The following is a 17,857-nucleotide window of genomic DNA, read 5'->3' as shown; positions in this document are numbered from 1 at the left end:
TTAGCGCGCGCGAACCGCGCTTGCAGGATGCCGCCATGATCGCGCGCCTCTGTCTGCGGATGTGCCGGGATGCCAGAATCGGCCAATGTCCACACCTTCCTCGATTGTTCCCGACGCCCTGCAGCCCTTGCTCGAACGCAGCCTGGCACGCTTGCGCCAGAGCATGGCCGCGCAGCCATGGCCAGCCGCGCCGGCGTTCGCCGCGCAGCTGCGCCGCGCCCTGCTCGCCAGCGATTTCCTGCTCGACACCCTGTGCCGGCAGCCGGCGCTGCTCGCGCACCTGGCGCAGCCCGATCCGCCGCCGTTGCCGGTGCCGCAGCTGGATCCGGCGCAGTCGGCGGCGTGGCCGGCGCAGCTGCGCCGCTATCGCGCCGCCGCCTCGGCGCGGCTGGTGTGGCGCGACGTGCTGGGCCTGGACGACGTCGATGCGACCCTGGCCGGCAGCACGCAGTTGGCCGAGACCTGCCTGGGCGTGGCGCTGCAGGCGCTGGAAGCCGAATTCGCCACGCGCCACGGCGTGGTCCGCGGCGCCGACGGCAGCGTGCAGCGGCTGGTGGTGTTCGGCCTGGGCAAGCTCGGCGGCGGCGAGCTGAACTTCTCCTCGGATGTGGACCTGGTCTACGCCTATCCGCAGGGCGGCGAGTCCGATGGCGCGCGTCCGCTCGCCGCCGAGGAATATTTCGCGCGCCTCGGCCAGCGCCTGGCGCGGCTGCTGGACGAGACCACCGCCGATGGCTTCTCGCATCGCGTGGACCTGCGCCTGCGCCCGTTCGGCAGCGCCGGGCGGGTGGCGCTGTCGTTCGCCGGCATGGATCACTACTTCCAGCGCGAAGGCCGCGACTGGGAGCGCTATGCGTGGTTGAAGGCGCGCGCAGTGGCCGGCGACAGCGCCGCCGGCGAGGACTGGCTGCAGACGCTGCGCCCGTTCGTGTACCGGCGCTACCTCGACTTCACCGCGCTCGACGGGCTGCGCGAGATGAAGGCGGCGATCACCGCCGAGGTCGCGCGCCACGACCGCCTGGACGACATCAAGCGCGGCCCCGGCGGGATCCGCGAGATCGAGTTCCTGGTGCAGTCGCTGCAACTGATCCGCGGCGGCCGCGAACCGGCGCTGCGCGAGCGCCGCTTGCTGCCGGCGTTGCAGGCGCTGGTCACCGGCGGCCAGGTCGCGGCCGCGGATGGCGCGGCGCTGGCCCAGGCCTACCGCTTCCTGCGCCAGGTCGAGAACCGCCTGCAGATGCTGCGCGACGCACAGACCCATGCGCTGCCCGAGGCTGCGCTGGACCGCGCGCGCATCGCGCTTGGTCTCGGTTACGCCGACTGGGCGCAGTTGTACGCCGCGCTGCAGGTGCAGCGCGACCGCGTCGCCGCCGAATTCGCCGAGTTGCTGGCGCCGCGGGTGCAGGCGGTGGCGCCGGATGCGCTGACCAGCTACTGGCGCGGCCTGCCGCACCAGGCCGGCGCGCAGGTGCTGGCCGCGGCTGGCTTCGCCGATGCCGAGGGCGCCGACCAGGCGCTGCGCGGCTTCGTGCAGTCGCTGGGCGTGCGCACGCTGTCGGACGCAGCGCGCGCGCGCCTGGACCGGGTGCTGCCGGCGCTGCTGCACGCCGCCGCGCGCTCGCCGCAGGCCGATGCCGCGTTGCACCGCGTACTCGGCCTGCTGCAGGCGATCCTGCGCCGCGCCAGTTATCTGGCCTTGCTCGACGAACAGCCCAGTGCGCTGGCGCGGTTGGTCGATGTGCTCGCGCGCAGCGCCTTCCTGTCCGAACGCCTGCTGGCGCATCCCTTGCTGCTCGACGAACTGCTCGACAGCCGCGTCGCCGGGTCGATGCCGGATCGGGCAGCGATGCAGCGGCTGTGCGACAGCGCGGTCGCCGCCGCCGGCGACGACGCGGAAGCCGCGCTGCGCGGCCTCAACGAAGCGCGCCAGGCGCTGAGCTTCCGCATCGCCCTGGCCGCGCTGGACCGGCGCCAACCGGCGGTGCACAGCGCCCGCCAACTCGCGGAACTGGCCGAAGGCGTGGTGCTGACGGTGCTGCGCCTGGCCCGCGCCGAGCTGGCCGCGGCGCATGGCGAAGTGCCTGGCGGCAGCTTTGCGATCGTCGGCTACGGCAGCCTCGGCGGCATCGAACTGGGCATCGGCTCGGACCTGGACCTGGTGTTCCTGTACGACCATGCCGCCGGCGTGGAGGCCTCCGCCGGGCCGCGTCCGCTGGAGAGCGGGCGCTGGTTCGCGCGGCTGGCGCAGAAGGTGATCGCCCTGCTCGGCGCGGTTACCGGCGGCGGCCGCCTGTACGACATCGACGTGCGCCTGCGCCCGGACGGCGGCAAGGGCGCACTGGTGTCGTCGCTGGCCAGCTATACCGAGTACCAGCGCGAGCGCGCCTGGACCTGGGAGCACCAGGCGCTGGTACGCGCGCGCGGCGTGGCCGGCGATGCCGACCTGCTGCAGCGCTTCGAGCAGGTGCGGGCGCAGACCCTGGCGCGCCCGCGCGACGCGGCGCAATTGCGCGAGGAAGTGCGCAAGATGCGCGCGCGCATGCGCGCCGAACTGGACCGCAGCGATGCCGCACGCTTCGACCTGAAACAGGGCGCCGGCGGTTTGGTCGACCTGGAGTTCCTGCTGCAGGCCGGCGTGCTGCTCGGCGCCGCGCAACATCCTGAGTTGACTGCGCCACGCGATACGCCGGCGCTGATCGATGCGCTGGCCGCCAGCGGCTGGCTGACGGCGGACGCCGCGCAAGGCCTGCACGCCGCGCACGCGACGCTGGTCGATGCCGGCCTGGCCTGCACGCTGGACCGGCGCCCGCGGCTGACCGCGAGCACGGGGGCGATCGAGCGAGCGCGCGCGGCGATCACCGCCGCGGCGCAGGCCAGGGGGCTGGCGTTCGGGCCGGGGCGCAGCGGGCTATAGATCGCTGCGCGGCTGCTGGGTTGGGCGGCGGCCAGGCGATCGAGGTTTGGACGGACCGTGAGATGTGGGCAAGCGGCGGCTGCAGGGGCATGCCGCCATGTCTACGCAACCAAGTCGTCCAGTCGCACCTTGAGTGCCGCGATTTGCTCAGGCCTTAGGGCGCGGCCGCCTGGCCGACGCATCGAGCGTGGCCGGCGGCGCCGTCCGCCACAGCAGCGCGCGAAACGGCGCCAGCAGGAACACGCCGATGCCCAGCTTCACCGCCAGGTCGCCGGCGGCCCAGCTGAGCCACGGCAGCGCCGAGCCGGCGAAGCCGATCGACCAGAAGATCGCGGTGTCCAGCGTCGCGCTGCAGGTGGTGGCCACGATCGGCGCGTGCCACCAGCGGCTGCGGCGCAGGCGGTCGAACACGGCGATGTCGAGCAGCTGCGCGGCGATGAACGCGGTGCACGAAGCGGCGGCGATGCGCGGGGTGGCGATCCAGATCGACAACAGCACCGCCAGCGCGAAACCGCACCAGGCCACGCGCCGCGCCGCATGCGGACCGAAGCGGCGATTGATCAGGTTGCTGACCAGGAACGCCAGCGGATAGCTGAAGGCGCCCCAGGTCAGCCAGTCGTTGATCGGAAACTGCACCAGCACGTTCGACAGCAACACCACCGCGCCCATCGCCAGCACCGCCAGCAACAGCGCGCGCGGGGTCAGCGCGGCGAACGCGGGGGATGGCGAGGAGGACGGATGCACGGAAGGCGACGCTGTGGACGGGACGAAGCGGCGCATTATCGCGATGCCGTGGCGTGGCGGCCAGTGCGGCACGCCCGACGCACGTCTTGCGCTTCCTGTAGGAGCGGCTTCAGCCGCGACCGGGCGTTACCAGTGACATCCGGTCGCGGCTGATCCCGAAAAGGGGACGAGAGCCGCTTGTGTCTGGAAGTTGCTTTAAAGTTTGAGTGGAGAGCGATGTGCGGCACGCCGACAGGCCGCGGTGTTCGAGCACGTGTAGGAGCCAGGGCGGCCGCACATCGACCTCGTTGCCTAGCCCGAACAGTTGAACGAGCTCTCGCTCGAACTTCACAAGCGTGGGCAGCCACGAGGCAGCTCTCTCCTGTCCCTTAGTCTACCTAACGCTTATGTCTCTTTGGATTGGTATCGATGTGGCCAAGGACACCTTGGCCGTCCACCTGCTTCCCCTGGACCAGTTGTTTTCCTTTCCCAACACCCCCCCAGGCCATCAGCGCCTGTGCGACCATCTCGCCGGCCAGTGCATCGGCAATGTCTTGCTGGAGGCCACTGGCGGCTATGAACGGGCGGTCATGACCGCCCTGGCCACGGCAGGCATCCCGGTGACCCGGATCAATCCGCGCCGGGCACGCGCCTTCGCCACGGCCTTGGGTACAACCGCTAAGACCGATCCGTTGGATGCGGCCTTGCTGGCGCGCATGGCCCAACTGGTGCAAGCGCCCGCGCCGGCTCCTGATCCCTTGCGCGAGCAATTGCGCATGCTGGTCCAGCGCCGCGAGCAACTGGTCCAGCAACGCGACGACGAGCGCCGCCGGTTGCATCAGGCGACCATGGCTCTGGTACGCGCGTGCCTGATCGAGCAGATCGGCGACTTGCGCCGCCGTATCCAGCGGATGAACCAGGCGATCAAGCAGCTGCAGCACCAGCTCGACGATGCACTGGCGCACTCCCTGAGCGAGGTTCCCGGCATCGGCGAGGTCACCACGGCCAGCCTGATCGCCTACCTGCCCGAGCTGGGAATGCTGGACCGCCGCCAGATCGCAGCCCTGGTCGGGCTGGCTCCCTACACCGTGGACAGCGGGCAGCACCGTGGCAAACGCCGCATCCGCGGCGGGCGTGCCCCGATCCGACGAGTGCTGTACATGGCCTGTTGGAGCGTCGTGCGCACCCAAGCCTCCTTCAAGGAGCGCTATCAACAGTTACGGGCACGCGGCAAGCCCGCCAAGGTCGCCATCACCGCATGCATGCGCGTGCTGCTTATCCGCCTCAACGCCATTGCCCGTGATCGCACACCATGGCCAGAAGTGATGGTGTGAGTGCCTACGCTGACGTGATGGGGTCCAAGCCTTAAGCATATTAGAGAGGCGGTGCTTGACTCGCGTTCTGGAATTTGATATAGAGACAAAAAGCTGAAGTCATTCATGGAGAATTCACATGGGGGGGCGCTTTCTCAACTCCGGATCCAAGGATGATCTGGCAGAGCAGCCCCTGCTGCTGCTGCTGAAGCGTTTCTGGCACGACTTTGTAGGGCGCCAATGGTCGGCGGTAGTTCTCGCGGCCAGCCTAATGGTGATGTCCGTGCTTCTCCAGCTACCCGTGCCGCTGCTGACGATGCGGATCATCGACGTCGTCGTCGGAGCGCAGCCGTTTAGCATTGTTAATCAACTCACATTGGCGCTAGTAGCGCTCGTCATCCTGCGTCACGTTTTTTCCTACATCAACGAAAACGTGACTCTGCAACTTAAAGAATCCATCATTCTTGATATTCAAGCGCGCCTGTATCGACACCTTCAGGCACTGCCACTAAGATTTTATACAAAGAAGCATTCGACTTACTTGCAGTCGCGGGTAATGAACGACTCTCGAGCGATAGAGGGCGCTTTGGTTAGAACGTTCATTACTATCGCCGTGAATGCGCTAACTTTTCTTGTCGGTGCCGCGATAATTCTTAATATCCATTATCAAATGGGTTTCGTGTTGCTGTTCACAGTCATTCCATTCGGCTGCATCCGTTTTTTCGCCAATAAGCGTATGCGCGCACTCAGTGCGGAGATGCAGGAAAAGCAGGCGACGACCTCAGCTGTCATTAGTGAACGATCTTGTTGAAACGCGAAATAGGCGCAATCAACGGCGACCAATTATTTCTCTAGTGCCCGCACTCACGGACAAGAACATCGGATTCATGAAGGAAATATATGAGTACGCGCTGGATGATCTCGGCGTCGATGGTCTTGCCCCGATTCTATTTCAGGCCGGAGATCATCAGGAGCTGAATTTACAGCAGATTCCGACGCTGGATGAATGGGGGGATGCTCAGAACCGAACTAGGGAGTACCTGAGAGGAAGAGCGCCGGCAGCGGTGCAAGAATCAGCGCCATCACCCGTTGTGCCAAGAAATCATTGTGGGGTTGGTGAAGGCGAATTTAGCATCGATCCGGCGGGCTTTGTGTACCCATGCCAGACGATGCACTTTGATGAATTCATTTGCGGCAACGTCCGGGACGCAGATGTGAAGGATATTTACGACGCATCTCCGGTAATGCAGCGAGTCAGGGGGACAGTGGTGGACAACTTGGAAGTTTGCAAGCACTGCGACGTTAAGTATTTTTGCAACGGCGGTTGTCGAGCTACCGCTTACAATGTCTATGGTGTATTCGACAAGCACAACGAATTGTACTGCAGACACTTGGAGAAGCTCGCAATTGATCGCATGTGGGCAAACTGCGAATTGCCGCTTCAATCCACGGAAAGTGTATGCGCGTAAGCCGTGGGATGGCGAGGCGGTAGGGCGGACCGTGCAATGGGTACGGTCTATTGGTGTTATGTAAACGTAGGAGGAACTGGCAATGTTCGAACCTCAAGTGTTTGCAGGAACGCAGGATCTGGAAGCGGCAGCAGTTTCATGTGGCTGCGGTTGTGCTTGCCAGGGTGGTGGTGCCGGCGGTGGCGGCGGAAGCGGTGCGGTGCTGAATTAATCCGCTTTGACAGCTGCAAAGCAAAAGGGGCCTGGGGCATTCATGCCCCAGCCCCCCCCCCCCCGTGGTGAGATTCCAGGCAAAAATGGTCCGATAAGAGGTTATTTATGAAGAGCCTTGGATTATATACAGGATTGGTCTTGACGATTTTCTCTGTGACCGCCGCGCCGTCATCATCGTTGTTTTCATCGAGCCAAACGGGGCTTCATATATCTGATGGACGATTGTATAGGGAGAAAGAGTTGGTTCTGGACAGATTTTCCCTGGTCCGATCCGAGCCTGGATATATATTCTTTTACATTCCCGGCTCCGGATTGGTAACCGTTGCGCCGACCAAATTCCCTGGTGCGAAGCTGAGTGGCCGATTCGAAGGGGCAGAACTCAAGTTCTCTGCGGATGGGACGAATTTCGTGCTTGAAACATCTAGCCCTATAGTTGGCGATAGTGAAAGTCCCGCATGGGTTAGTGTGGATGCTGAATATTCGCTAAAGAATAATTCGGCAATGGTCGGGTACGGCGACAGTCCAAGAAATCCTTATGACTGGCCTATGCGTAAAGTAAGTGGGAAGTAATATTTAATATGCTGTGCAAAGGGCCGCGATTTATCCAAAGTAAACTCTCCGAAGCAGGCTTTTGGCAAAGAGTGTTTGGATCGATCTCGGAGGGCATCTTCGTCTAATTTGACGGGTTCTTGAGGAACAAGTGATGCGCTTGGATCTTGAGGGAAATCCGCCTTCCCCGAAAGTGGTCTTCAAGGGGAGGCTATTGCAGGATCATGCTCGAGGGGGGGAGGGCGGACTCGATGGTTATCTAGCGATTGGCGGATATGCAACATTGTCCCGGATGCTGGGGGAAGGTGAGCAAGAGAGAGCGCTGGCGCTTCTTAGCGCTGCTCGTCTGCGCGGCAGGGCGGGAGGCGGATTCCCGACTGCTGAGAAATGGATGCAGGTGAAGAGAAGCAACTCGGACAATAAGTTCTTCGTGTGCAACGCGCATTCTGGTCAGCCAGGTGGATTCAAGGAAAGATTTTTAATTGAGTTAAATCCTCATGGAGTCCTTGAGGCTGTCGCCTTAGCCGCTGCTGTTATAGGGGCAACGGTAGCTATCATTTGCCTTGGTGCATCTTTGGAACGAGAACAGTTGCTGCTGGAGAGTGCGCTGGAAGAAGCTAGATTTCGCTCCTTGTTGAGGACGGAGAACGGATTACCTGAAATTAGAGTGCGCCGGTTGAGCGAGAGTTATATAGCCGGTGAAGAAACGGCGTTGCTGGAGCTCCTTGCTGGGCGCCCAGGGAGGCCATGCGGGAAACCCCCTATACCGACGAGATCAGGTCTCGAAGGGGCGCCGACGGTTATTAATAATCTGGAAACAGTGCTTCAGGCTTTTTTTGCGATTAAGTGTGGGCCGGAGCGATTCCGAGAGGTCGGTACGAAGTATCCCAGTGGCACGCTCGTCTTTTGCCTGAGCGGAGAGGTGGAGAGGCCGGGAATTTATGAATTGCCGTTAGGTACGCGGCTGGGTACGTTGATTAATGAGTATGGTGGTGGAGTTGTGGGGAACTTGGGGTTGAAGGCTGTGCTGGTCGGGGGAGTGGGGGGCACTGCGCTGGGCCCCGATTCCTTGGATACCCCTCTGGATTACGATAGTCTTAGTGGGGTCGGTGGAAGCTTGGGCGGTGGTGTAGTCATAGTAGTGTCGGGTAACTCATCAATAGTAAGCATCACGAGAAAGTTAGCGAAGTTCTACTACGACAACTCCTGTGGCAAGTGCCGGCCGTGCAAGGATGGTACAAAACGTGCGTTCCACATGCTAAGTCATCTCGATAGGATTGACGAAAAGGCGGCAGATTGGGTGGATACTGCGGATTCGGTTGCTCAGAAAGGAATTCCGCTAGTACTGATCGAAGATCGCGTCACCCAGCGTCCCGGTATTAGTTATACGGACTCCGCATCTGGCCTCGACAAGATCCGCCTTATCTGCAAGTGGTACGAAGCCCGAGGTGATTGCCATCACTCCACAGAATCCGCGAGGATGATTCTAAGTTTGCTTGATACGTTTGAAGCCGAGTTCGTGAGAGAGCGCTTGAGTTCGGAAAGTTTAGCGGGTATGGCTTAGCCGATCTCCTGGTGCCAGGTCTGAATCTTGCTATTGAACCTTAAAATACTTTATTGGCAATATGCATGCTTAGCTATTACTTAAATTTGGCACTACGTAGTTTCCGGCGCACGAAGGCGCTGGTTGGGTTGATGGTACTGGCAGTTGGTCTGGGCATTGGGGGGACGATGACTGCGTTAACGGTATTTATGGTTCTCTCCGGCGATCCAATCCCCCGGAAGAGCGATAAACTTTTCTACCCACAACTCGATCCTCGTCCAATGAATGGCTACGTTCCGGGGGGTGAGCCCGAGGACCAGATGACACGCTTCGACGCAGAGACGTTGTTACGTGATAGGAAAGGGGATCGCCAGGCGTTGATGGTTGGTGGCAGTGTTACGGTTGAGTCGGAGGGGAGCAAGTCGCGGCCGTTCATTGCGAACGCGCGTTATACATCGGCGGACTTCTTTCCGATGTTTGAGGCTCCCTTTCGTTATGGTAGCGCTTGGACGGTCGATGACGATGAAGGGCGCGCGCAGGTCGCAGTTATTTCAAAGGTGCTTAATGACAAGCTGTTCGATGGTGGGAACAGCGTGGGCAAGACTCTCTTGGTTAATGATCGTAGATTCCGTATTCTTGGCGTACTTGACGAGTGGCGGCCGATGCCAAAATTCTACGATATGACCAACGATCGGTTTAGCGAGGTGGAGCGGGTATTTGTTCCCTTCTGGACATCTGCAGCTCTCAAACTCGGCATTCAGGGTAGTATGAATTGTTGGGGTGACATTCGTTCTGATCCAGATGGGGCTCGGGCCGCCAATGCACCATGTTCATGGTTGCAGTACTGGGTCGAACTGAATTCGCCGGAAAAGGTGGAAGCTTACAAGCAATACTTGGGTGGCTACTCCGAACAGCAACGCACGGCCAACCGCTTCGAGAGGCCTACTAATGTCCGACTGAACAGTGTAATGGAATGGCTGGATCTTAAAGGCGCTATACCAAGTGACGTTCGCTTACAATTATGGGTAGCATTCGGATTTCTCCTAGTGTGTCTGCTTAATACTGTTGGATTGTTAATGGCCAAGTTCATGCGTCGTTCCTCGGAGATTGGAGTGCGTCGTGCACTTGGTGCGTCACGACGCGCGATCTTCACGCAGTTTTTGGTGGAGGCAGGCGCCGTGGGATTGGTTGGCGGGATCCTGGGTTTAGCCTTGGCGCAGTTGGGCGTGTGGATAGTGCATCATCAGGCGGATAGTTATGCTGCAGAAGTTCATATGGGCATTTCTATGTTGGTAACTACATTCGCTTTGGCCATAGTGGTCAGTTTGCTAGCTGGGCTGTTTCCAGCTTGGCGCGCGATGCAAGTGAGTCCTTCGCTTCAGTTGAAAACGCAATGACACTGGTTCGTCCGGTGTTTTACCATGAATGCATGACGGATTGGTGCCCTAGAGAAAATTATGCGCGCGACTGTATAGTGGAGATAGGATGGATATTTATCCAGTGCTGGCGAGTTTGAAGCGAAATAAGGTCCAGGCAGTGCTTATCGTGCTTGAGATTGCCCTGGGCTTTGCAATTGTTTCCAACGCGGTGTTTATGATTAGCCAGCGTCTGGAGCGCATGGGCCGCCTGACCGGCATGCTCGATGAAGAGATCGTTCGTATCAACGTCGGTGGGGGGGGCGATAATCCGAGCGCTCGTGTGCGACAAGACTTGGCGAACCTGCGCGAAATACCGGGGGTAAAATCCGCTACAAGCCTTAATCATGTTCCATTCGATAACTCGTCTTGGAATGGTACGGTTAATCTGGAGCGTGAGCAGCGCTCGCCAACTCTAACCGCTGGGGTTTATCTTGGCGAGAATTTGGTTGACGCTTTTGGTCTAAAAATAATTGAAGGTCGGAATTTTACTTCTGAGGAATATGTCGATTGGGAGCAGTTCAATAGTGCCGGTGCTAATCTCAGGATTCCGTCCGTAATCATTACCCAGGAGGTTGCTCGCAGGTTGTTCCCTGGCGAGAGTGCTGTCGGGAAAGATATCTATAGCTGGAATCCTGATAACTCGCCGCATAGAGTAGTCGGCGTGGTCGAACGATTAATTCGTCCGAACGACAGCGGTGCTCCTTCCGAGGATGGGTATTCGATGCTGCTTCCGATGAAAGACTTAACCATGGGGCGATTTGCCATCCGTACCGACCCAGATCAGCGTGAGTCGGTGGAAAAGTCTGCAGTCGCTGCCCTTGAGCGTAGTAGCGCGCAACGCGTTATCTTAGAGAGTTCTTCGTTTTCCGACGTTATTAGGGAGTATTATCGAAAGGACCGTTCAATGGCGTGGTTGTTGGTGGCGTTGATGGGTTCCCTCTTGGTCGTAACCGCTCTTGGTATATTTGGCCTGACTAGTTTTTGGGTTTCCCAGCGTACTAGGCAGATCGGCATTCGGCGGGCACTCGGCGCGACTCGAGGCCAGGTATTGCGTTACTTTCAGACGGAGAATTTCGTTCTCGCCACGCTTGGTATCGTGATTGGCATGATTGGCGCTTACGGCATTAACCAGGTGCTAATGAACTATTATGAGTTGGGGCGTCTGCCAGTACTGTATCTTCCCGTCGGCGCGATTACCTTATGGCTAGTGGGTCAGCTCGCAGTTTACTCGCCTGCCCGACGTGCGACGTCAGTGGCGCCAGCAGTGGCGACACGTAATATATGATCGTATTAGCTTTGCGAGAATCCCGTGGATTTTCGCTAAGGATTAAGCCGTGGGTCCTGAAGAACCTCGTAGAGCCTTATAGATCAAGCACTGGAAGTGTCAGGATTCTGGATCCGATCCATCGTACTGGCGCCGATGGTTGCTCGGGTAATGCAGTATTTGTCCGGTGCTTGATGAAAGCTATTTTCAGAACCGGATAAGTCTGGTCGATCCCATGGCGTTTTATATAGTGGTCGCCGTTTCGTGCAAGTGCGATGCGCGGCAGCACAGATCGCCCTTCCGCGGTTTCGTGTAATCGATGCTTGCAGAAAGAGAAGGGAGCCGTCGCTGGGGATGTGCTGCAACTCATCAAGCCGAAGATGGGGGGCGCCCGCGAATTTCGTTCTGCTTGACTAGGTTCATGGACGGCTGGCCGCTGCGCATCGCGGCTATGGGTGCTCCGCACGCGACCGCAGACGGGCTCCTCGGTCCGCGAGGCTGTAGGGCGCAGCGTTATGACACAAAGCTATTCGCCCAGCCCTCTGCCGGAGGCCACGGCGCTCTTGACTTGCTGCAGCTTTGCGCGCAACTGAGCGACAGGTGGCAATCCCATGGATTCACGCCGCTTGTCTACGTTGCTTTCGTCTTCAATTGGATATAGCTCAAAAGACTCATTTGCTTGGGTGCCAAATCGTTGGGGCTTTCCATCGTAGACCAACTGGCGATCAATGAATGTAGCGAAGGCATCCTTCGGAAAGTCTCCCTTTTCTACAAGCTCTTGCATCTGGCGGGCCATATCCGCTTGTAGGGTGCGGTTGCCAGAGTGTTGGAGCAATAGAAATTGCGCGGCTACAGCGGCTTCGCCAACCTCGCTGAGGCCCAGCAGCCTTCCTGACGTGATCTCAAGCCACGCTGCCTCGCGGCGTCGGTCTGCCTCGGCAAGTCGCGCGTCGTCGAATCCAGGAGTCATGGCCTTCTTGCGATCACGCTGATCTTCCTCGCCGAGAGCAATCAATTGCTGCGCGATCGCAGCAACTGAATGTTTTTTAGTTGGATGGCCCGCGACTTCACTAGACTCATTCGATAAGTTCGATGCAGTCACAGTCCCGACTCCTAAACCAATAGCAATAAGAAATAGAGATGCCGCTCGTGGTTTCATGATTGTTCCACCCACTGATCATTTCGTTGCCTAGTCGAGAACTTTGCTCCGAGCGAACTTATGCGATCCTGCATCTCCTCAAAAGCAACGGAAGCCTTATAGTCTGCGTAGCTTGGAGGCGTCCGGAGAAGAGGAGCGCCGGCCGTGCTTGCAAGGTATGAGCAAAATTTTGAAAGAACATTTGAATTCGGAACCCTGGATTCTAGGAACAACCAGTTGCCAGACGGATTTAGATCCAAGAAATGATATTCGCCATTCTTATCTGGGACGAGGTCGATGCAGGCTACCTCGACCCCCATCTTTGACATCAAAAGTCCAACCTTTTTTTGCACGTCTACGGGGAGGTCTATCTCGCTAATCGTGGTTACCTTGCTATCAGTCAGATCTTCTCGAGAGTCTAGCCGGCCAGACGTCTGATGGATTTTAAAGGCGTGAATTTGATCGCCAAAGACAAAGGTGCGAATGTCAAAGTCCTTGGCAATCTCTTCCTGGAAGATGGCCGGCGCTGCCAAAGCTGTCCCAGCCTCATAGTTGTCGAGTAGACTGATACTGGCTCTTGATGCGAAGGCACACCTGGTCCGGCCATCGGCATAGCGCCAGCTGAACGGCTCGAACGGCTTGATGACTAGGTTGTTTGTATTGCCGAATATTTCCTTTACCCGATCAATGCTTGATCCGAAGTAGCTTTGGGGTGGTGATAGACCAACTTCGCTCGCCGCTCTCAATTGAAGCATCTTGTTATCTGCTCGAATTGCCGAGCAAGGTGAATTCACAAAAGCCTGAGTTCCTACATCCACCGATAGCTGCAAAAGCCAGTTCTGGTGAACGGTCTTTTCGCGCCTGACGAACAGGAAGTCCTCTTCCTCCTCAAGCATATCCACCCGCGGCGTGTAATCACCCCGGAAATATAGCAGCTGCTGCTCACCGAACGAGCGGCCGAGATCGACGCTGATACATTGTTGATTGTCATCAAGAGCGCGGGAGTTAATGGTAACACCCGCGCCTTCCTGGTCCATCCCGAAAAACGTCTCAACTAGCTCTGCTGAAACCCCGGCCTTGTTGAGGGACCAGACGATCGCTGCGGCATGAAGGTCCAGAAATGATGAAACAACTGTAATCACAACTCCACTCCATGAAGAGAGGCACTGCGTGTTTCCACGCAGTGCCCATGGCGATTACTTGCCGTTCGAGACCTCGACCTTCACTTCCACCTGGTTACTGATACTGAAGGTGTGGGTGTAGGTCACTTCCCCGTTGACGTCGCCACCACTCACGGCATTATTCCTTTGCATGTGATTAAGCCGCATCGAATGATCCGGCGCCTTATGACTACCCGGTAATGTCGCCTGGTGTCAACCCCCAGTCAGGAAGTGGAAGGGGGATCCCGCGATCGAGTCGACGGTGCGTCTCACGCCATTGCCATTTATTGCATCGATTGACATGAATATGGTTTGCGTGATCTGATCTTTCTGGGATACAGGTCCGCTTTGGCCGCAGCAAGAGCCAGAACGAATGGGGATGACGCTTCAAGGATTGGGGGAGTCCGTCATGGCCGAAGGAAGGCCGAGTCTTGCTGTTGTCGAGCTGCCGATGGAGGGGGAGGCAGCGCCCTTGCCTGAAGACCTTGGCTTGGCCGGATTGGGGCTGTTGGCACAGTTCCACGGCATCGCCGCCGATGCCGGGCAGCTGGCGCACCAGCATGGCCGAGCAGGCGAGCCGTTCGACGAGAGCACGCTGCTTCTGGCTGCCAAGCAACTCGGCCTGAAGGCCAAGTTTTCGGACATCGCTGCCGATCGCCTGGACAAGGTGGCATTGCCGGCCCTGGCCTGGCAGCCAGATGGCGAGCATTTCATCGTCGCCAAGCTTGGGGATCAGAAGGTGTTGATCCAGGACCTGAGGCTACGCCGGCCGCAGGTGCTCACGCGCGATCAGTTCGATCAGCACTATGCGGGCTGGCTGCTGTTGGTCGCTTCCCGGGCTTCGGTGCTGGGCGAGCTGGCCAGGTTCGATTTCCGCTGGTTTGTCCCGGCAGTGGTGAAGTACCGGCGCATCCTGCTGGAAGTCTTCGTCGTCTCGCTGTTCATCCAGCTGTTCGCGCTGGTCACACCGCTGTTCTTCCAGGTCGTCATGGACAAGGTGCTGGTCCACCACGGCATGACCACGCTGGAGGTCATCGCGGCCGGCTTGCTGGCCATCGCCGTGTTCGACGTGACCCTCAACGGCCTGCGCACCTATGTGTTCTCGCATACCACCAGCAAGATCGACGTGGAACTGGGCGCGCGGCTGTTCCGGCACATCCTCAACCTGCCGCTGGCCTACTTTGAATCGCGCCGGGTCGGCGAGACCATTGCCCGCGTGCGCGAACTGGAGAACATCCGCACGTTCCTGACCGGGCAGGCGTTGACCTCGGTGCTGGATCTGCTGTTCACCGGGGTGTTCCTGGCGGTGATGTTCTACTACAGCGCTTGGCTCACCCTGATCGTGGTGCTGTCCCTGCCGGTCTACGCGCTGTGGTCGGCCGCCATCACCCCGGTGCTGCGCAAGCGGCTGGACGAGAAGTTCGCCCGCGGCGCGGAGAACCAGTCGTTCCTGGTCGAGACGGTCAGCGGCATCGGCACGGTCAAGGCCACCGCGGTGGATCCGCGCATGGCCCGGACCTGGGACACCCAGCTGGCCGGTTACGTCGGCGCCGGGTTCCGGGTCACGCGGCTGGCCAACATCGGCCAGCAGGGCGTGCAACTGGTGCAGAAACTGGTGGGGGTCGGCGTCCTCTTCTTCGGGGCCAAGCTGGTCATCGACGGCAAGCTCTCGGTCGGTCAGCTGATCGCGTTCAACATGCTCTCCGGACAGGTGTCCGCGCCGATCGTGCGCCTGGCCCAGCTATGGCAGGATTTCCAGCAGGTCGGGATCTCGGTCGAACGGCTGGGTGACATCCTCAATACCCGTACCGAGGTGCCCGGCAGCCGTATGGCCCTGCCGGACATCCGGGGCCGCGTGACGTTCGAGAAGGTCACGTTCCGCTATCGCCCCGATGCGGCCGAAGTCCTTGCCAGCATCGACCTGGATATCGCCCAGGGCGAGGTGATCGGCATCGTCGGCCGTTCCGGTTCGGGCAAGAGCACCCTGACCAAGCTGGTGCAGCGGCTGTACGTGCCCGAGCGCGGCCGGGTGCTGATCGACGGCCACGACCTGACGCTGGCCGATCCAGCCTGGTTGCGCCGGCAACTGGGCGTGGTGCTGCAGGAAAATTTCCTCTTCAATCGCAGCATCCGCGAAAACATTGCGCTTAGCGATCCCGGCATGCCGCTGGAGCGGGTCATCCAGGCGGCGCAACTGGCTGGCGCGCATGAGTTCATCCTGCAATTGCCCGAGGGCTACGACACCCAGGTCGGCGACAACGGCACTGGCCTGTCCGGCGGGCAGCGCCAGCGCATCGCCATCGCGAGGGCATTGGTGACCAACCCGCGCATCCTGATCTTCGATGAAGCTACCAGCGCGCTGGACTATGAGTCCGAGTACGCAGTGATGCAGAACATGCGCGAGATCTGCAAGGGCCGTACGGTCCTGATCATCGCCCATCGCCTGTCCACGGTACGCATGGCCAACCGCATCGTCGTGGTCGAGAAGGGGCGCATCGTCGAATCCGGCACCCATGCCGAGCTGGTGGACGGACCCAGTGGCCAGTACGCCCACCTGTACGCGCTGCAGCAGGGGATGGCATGAAGCACCTTATCGAAGCCGTCAAGGAGTTCGGCGGCCGCTACCGGCAGGCCTTCGTCGCAGCCTGGAACATCCGCGACCAGCTGGATCCGCCCCAACGCACCGAAGACGAACTGGCGTTCTTGCCGGCGCAGCTGGAACTGGTCGAATCGCCCACCTCGCCGACGGCGCGCTGGACGATCCGGATCATCATCGCCTTGTTCTGCGTGGCCCTGCTGTGGGCAGTGTTTGGCAAGCTGGACATCGTGGCGGTGGCGCCTGGCAAGATGGTGGTCGACTCACGCACCAAGGTCATCCAGCCCGCCGAGACCGCCGTCGTGCGCCGCATTCTGGTGCGCGACGGCCAACAGGTGAAGTCGGGTGAGTCGTTGATCGAGCTGGATGCCACGACCACCGGTGCCGAGCTCGCCCAGGCCGGCGAGGCGCTGACCGAGGCGCGGCTGGCCGCGCTGCGCCTGAGCTCACTGGCCACAGCCATCGATCGTGGAGTGACGCCACGCCTGCCTCCAGCGCCGGATGTGCCGGCCGGGCGCTTCGCCGCCGAGCAGGCCCTGGCCAGCAGCCAGTTCGAGGCCCTGCAGGCCAAGCGCCACAACCTGCAGGCCACCATTGCCCAGCGCCGGGCCGAACTGCAGACCACGCGCGACGCGATCGCGCCGATGGCCGAGTCCGCGCGCATCTCCAAGGCCCGTGCCGATGACTATGGCCGCCTGCTCGAAGGCAAGTACGTCGGCCGGCACGAGTACCTGCTGCGTGAGCAGGAGCGCCTCGCCGCCGAGCGCGACCTGGCGGCCCAGCGCAACCGCCTGCAGGAAATCGGATCGGCACTGAGCGCTGCCGAGGAAGAGCTGCGCGTACTGGTGGCCGACTTCCGCCAGCAGACCCTCGACGAGCTGCGCAAGGCCGAACAGCAGATCGCCCAGTCCACCCCGGAACTGGCCAAGGCCGGCCAGCGCGACCGGCTGATGACCCTGCGTGCCCCGGTGGACGGTACCGTCCAGCAGCTGGCCGTGCATACGGTGGGCGGCGTGGTCACTCCCGCGCAGCAACTGCTGGCGGTGGTGCCGCAGGAGGCGCTGGAGGTCGAGGCGACCGTCCTCAACAAGGACATCGGCTTCGTGCGGCCGGGCCAGCCGGTCACGGTGAAGATCGAGAGCTTCCCGTACACCCGCTACGGCTACCTGACTGGCAAGGTCGTCAGCGTCTCGCACGATGCGGCGCAGGACGAGAACCTGGGCCTGGTGTTCCCAGCGCGGATCCGTCTGGACGGCAGCACGCTGGCGATCGATGGTGTGGTGGTGAGCATGAGCGCCGGCATGACGCTGAGCGCGGAGATCAAGACCGGGAAGCGGCGGGTGATCGATTACCTGTTGAGTCCTCTCAAGCAGCATGGCGGCGAAGCATTGCGGGAGCGCTAAAGATATGCACACGAACATCGCAAATCGTTGGGCTGTGGTGATCGAATTCTGTTCCAGACTGTCACTCGTTGTGACGGTGCTGCTAATCGTCGGCTGTGCGCGGGACTCGCGGGAACAGCGAGAGTCCGGAAATCAGCGCGCCAACGGAGCGTCG

At 60.4% G+C, this 17,857-nt stretch carries 13 protein-coding genes; 10 read left to right on the top strand and 3 right to left on the bottom strand.

Annotated features, from left to right (window positions below):
• Positions 1-85 precede the first annotated feature (85 nt).
• Positions 86-2,914 carry a bifunctional [glutamate--ammonia ligase]-adenylyl-L-tyrosine phosphorylase/[glutamate--ammonia-ligase] adenylyltransferase gene (gene glnE, locus FZ025_RS08440; protein WP_046979406.1) on the top strand — a complete coding sequence of 943 codons (2,829 nt, stop codon included), beginning with the start codon at positions 86-88 and terminating at the stop codon, positions 2,912-2,914.
• A gap of 147 nt (positions 2,915-3,061) precedes the next feature.
• On the opposite strand, the gene FZ025_RS08435 is transcribed toward glnE, so the two are convergent.
• The gene (locus FZ025_RS08435; RefSeq protein WP_386268426.1) at positions 3,062-3,658 is read right to left on the bottom strand and encodes a queuosine precursor transporter; all 597 of its coding nucleotides are present in this window, start codon (positions 3,656-3,658) and stop codon (positions 3,062-3,064) included.
• 386 nt (positions 3,659-4,044) lie between these two features.
• On the opposite strand from FZ025_RS08435, the gene FZ025_RS08430 reads away from it, so the two are divergent.
• The 7 genes from FZ025_RS08430 to FZ025_RS08405 all read left to right on the top strand — a co-directional run bounded on the left by FZ025_RS08430 (position 4,045) and on the right by FZ025_RS08405 (position 11,427).
• Positions 4,045-4,971, top strand: a complete 927-nt coding sequence (locus FZ025_RS08430; protein WP_046979404.1) for an IS110 family RNA-guided transposase — start codon at positions 4,045-4,047, stop codon at positions 4,969-4,971.
• Between the two features lie 118 nt (positions 4,972-5,089).
• Positions 5,090-5,761: an ABC transporter transmembrane domain-containing protein gene (locus FZ025_RS08425; protein ID WP_046979403.1), complete on the top strand. Its 672-nt coding sequence runs from the start codon at positions 5,090-5,092 to the stop codon at positions 5,759-5,761.
• Positions 5,745-6,419 (top strand): SPASM domain-containing protein, encoded by a 675-nt coding sequence (locus FZ025_RS08420; RefSeq protein WP_146093635.1) that lies wholly within the window; start codon positions 5,745-5,747, stop codon positions 6,417-6,419. The genes FZ025_RS08425 and FZ025_RS08420 overlap by 17 nt, the downstream gene beginning before the upstream one ends.
• Before the next feature lie 82 nt (positions 6,420-6,501).
• The gene (locus FZ025_RS22705) at positions 6,502-6,630 is read left to right on the top strand and encodes a hypothetical protein (protein ID WP_280117181.1); all 129 of its coding nucleotides are present in this window, start codon (positions 6,502-6,504) and stop codon (positions 6,628-6,630) included.
• Positions 6,631-7,335: 705 nt separating this feature from the next.
• Positions 7,336-8,745, top strand: a complete 1,410-nt coding sequence (locus tag FZ025_RS08415; protein ID WP_104559020.1) for an NADH-ubiquinone oxidoreductase-F iron-sulfur binding region domain-containing protein — start codon at positions 7,336-7,338, stop codon at positions 8,743-8,745.
• A gap of 65 nt (positions 8,746-8,810) precedes the next feature.
• Positions 8,811-10,121 carry an ABC transporter permease gene (locus tag FZ025_RS08410; RefSeq protein ID WP_046977778.1) on the top strand — a complete coding sequence of 437 codons (1,311 nt, stop codon included), beginning with the start codon at positions 8,811-8,813 and terminating at the stop codon, positions 10,119-10,121.
• A gap of 88 nt (positions 10,122-10,209) precedes the next feature.
• Positions 10,210-11,427 (top strand): ABC transporter permease, encoded by a 1,218-nt coding sequence (locus FZ025_RS08405; RefSeq protein WP_046977777.1) that lies wholly within the window; start codon positions 10,210-10,212, stop codon positions 11,425-11,427.
• A 505-nt stretch (positions 11,428-11,932) separates the two neighbouring features.
• Here FZ025_RS08405 and FZ025_RS22315 read toward each other — a convergent pair.
• Positions 11,933-12,565, bottom strand: a complete 633-nt coding sequence (locus FZ025_RS22315) for a DUF6624 domain-containing protein (protein ID WP_244292494.1) — start codon at positions 12,563-12,565, stop codon at positions 11,933-11,935.
• The gene (locus FZ025_RS08395) at positions 12,562-13,686 is read right to left on the bottom strand and encodes an ATP-grasp domain-containing protein (protein WP_046977775.1); all 1,125 of its coding nucleotides are present in this window, start codon (positions 13,684-13,686) and stop codon (positions 12,562-12,564) included. Before FZ025_RS08395 ends, FZ025_RS22315 begins: the two co-directional genes overlap by 4 nt.
• 469 nt (positions 13,687-14,155) lie before the next feature.
• On the opposite strand from FZ025_RS08395, the gene FZ025_RS08390 reads away from it, so the two are divergent.
• Together FZ025_RS08390 and FZ025_RS08385 are read left to right on the top strand one after the other, a co-directional pair.
• On the top strand, positions 14,156-16,288 hold the full coding sequence (locus FZ025_RS08390) for a type I secretion system permease/ATPase (protein WP_208803789.1): 2,133 nt from the start codon (positions 14,156-14,158) through the stop codon (positions 16,286-16,288).
• Positions 16,285-17,703, top strand: a complete 1,419-nt coding sequence (locus FZ025_RS08385) for an HlyD family type I secretion periplasmic adaptor subunit (RefSeq protein WP_158185542.1) — start codon at positions 16,285-16,287, stop codon at positions 17,701-17,703. Before FZ025_RS08390 ends, FZ025_RS08385 begins: the two co-directional genes overlap by 4 nt.
• Positions 17,704-17,857: the final 154 nt, after the last annotated feature.

Source organism: Xanthomonas hyacinthi, assembly GCF_009769165.1.
GTDB classification, from domain to species: Bacteria; Pseudomonadota; Gammaproteobacteria; order Xanthomonadales; family Xanthomonadaceae; genus Xanthomonas_A; species Xanthomonas_A hyacinthi.
The sequence above is the reverse complement of the archived record's forward strand: the minus strand, read 5'-3'. Positions and strand labels throughout refer to the sequence as shown.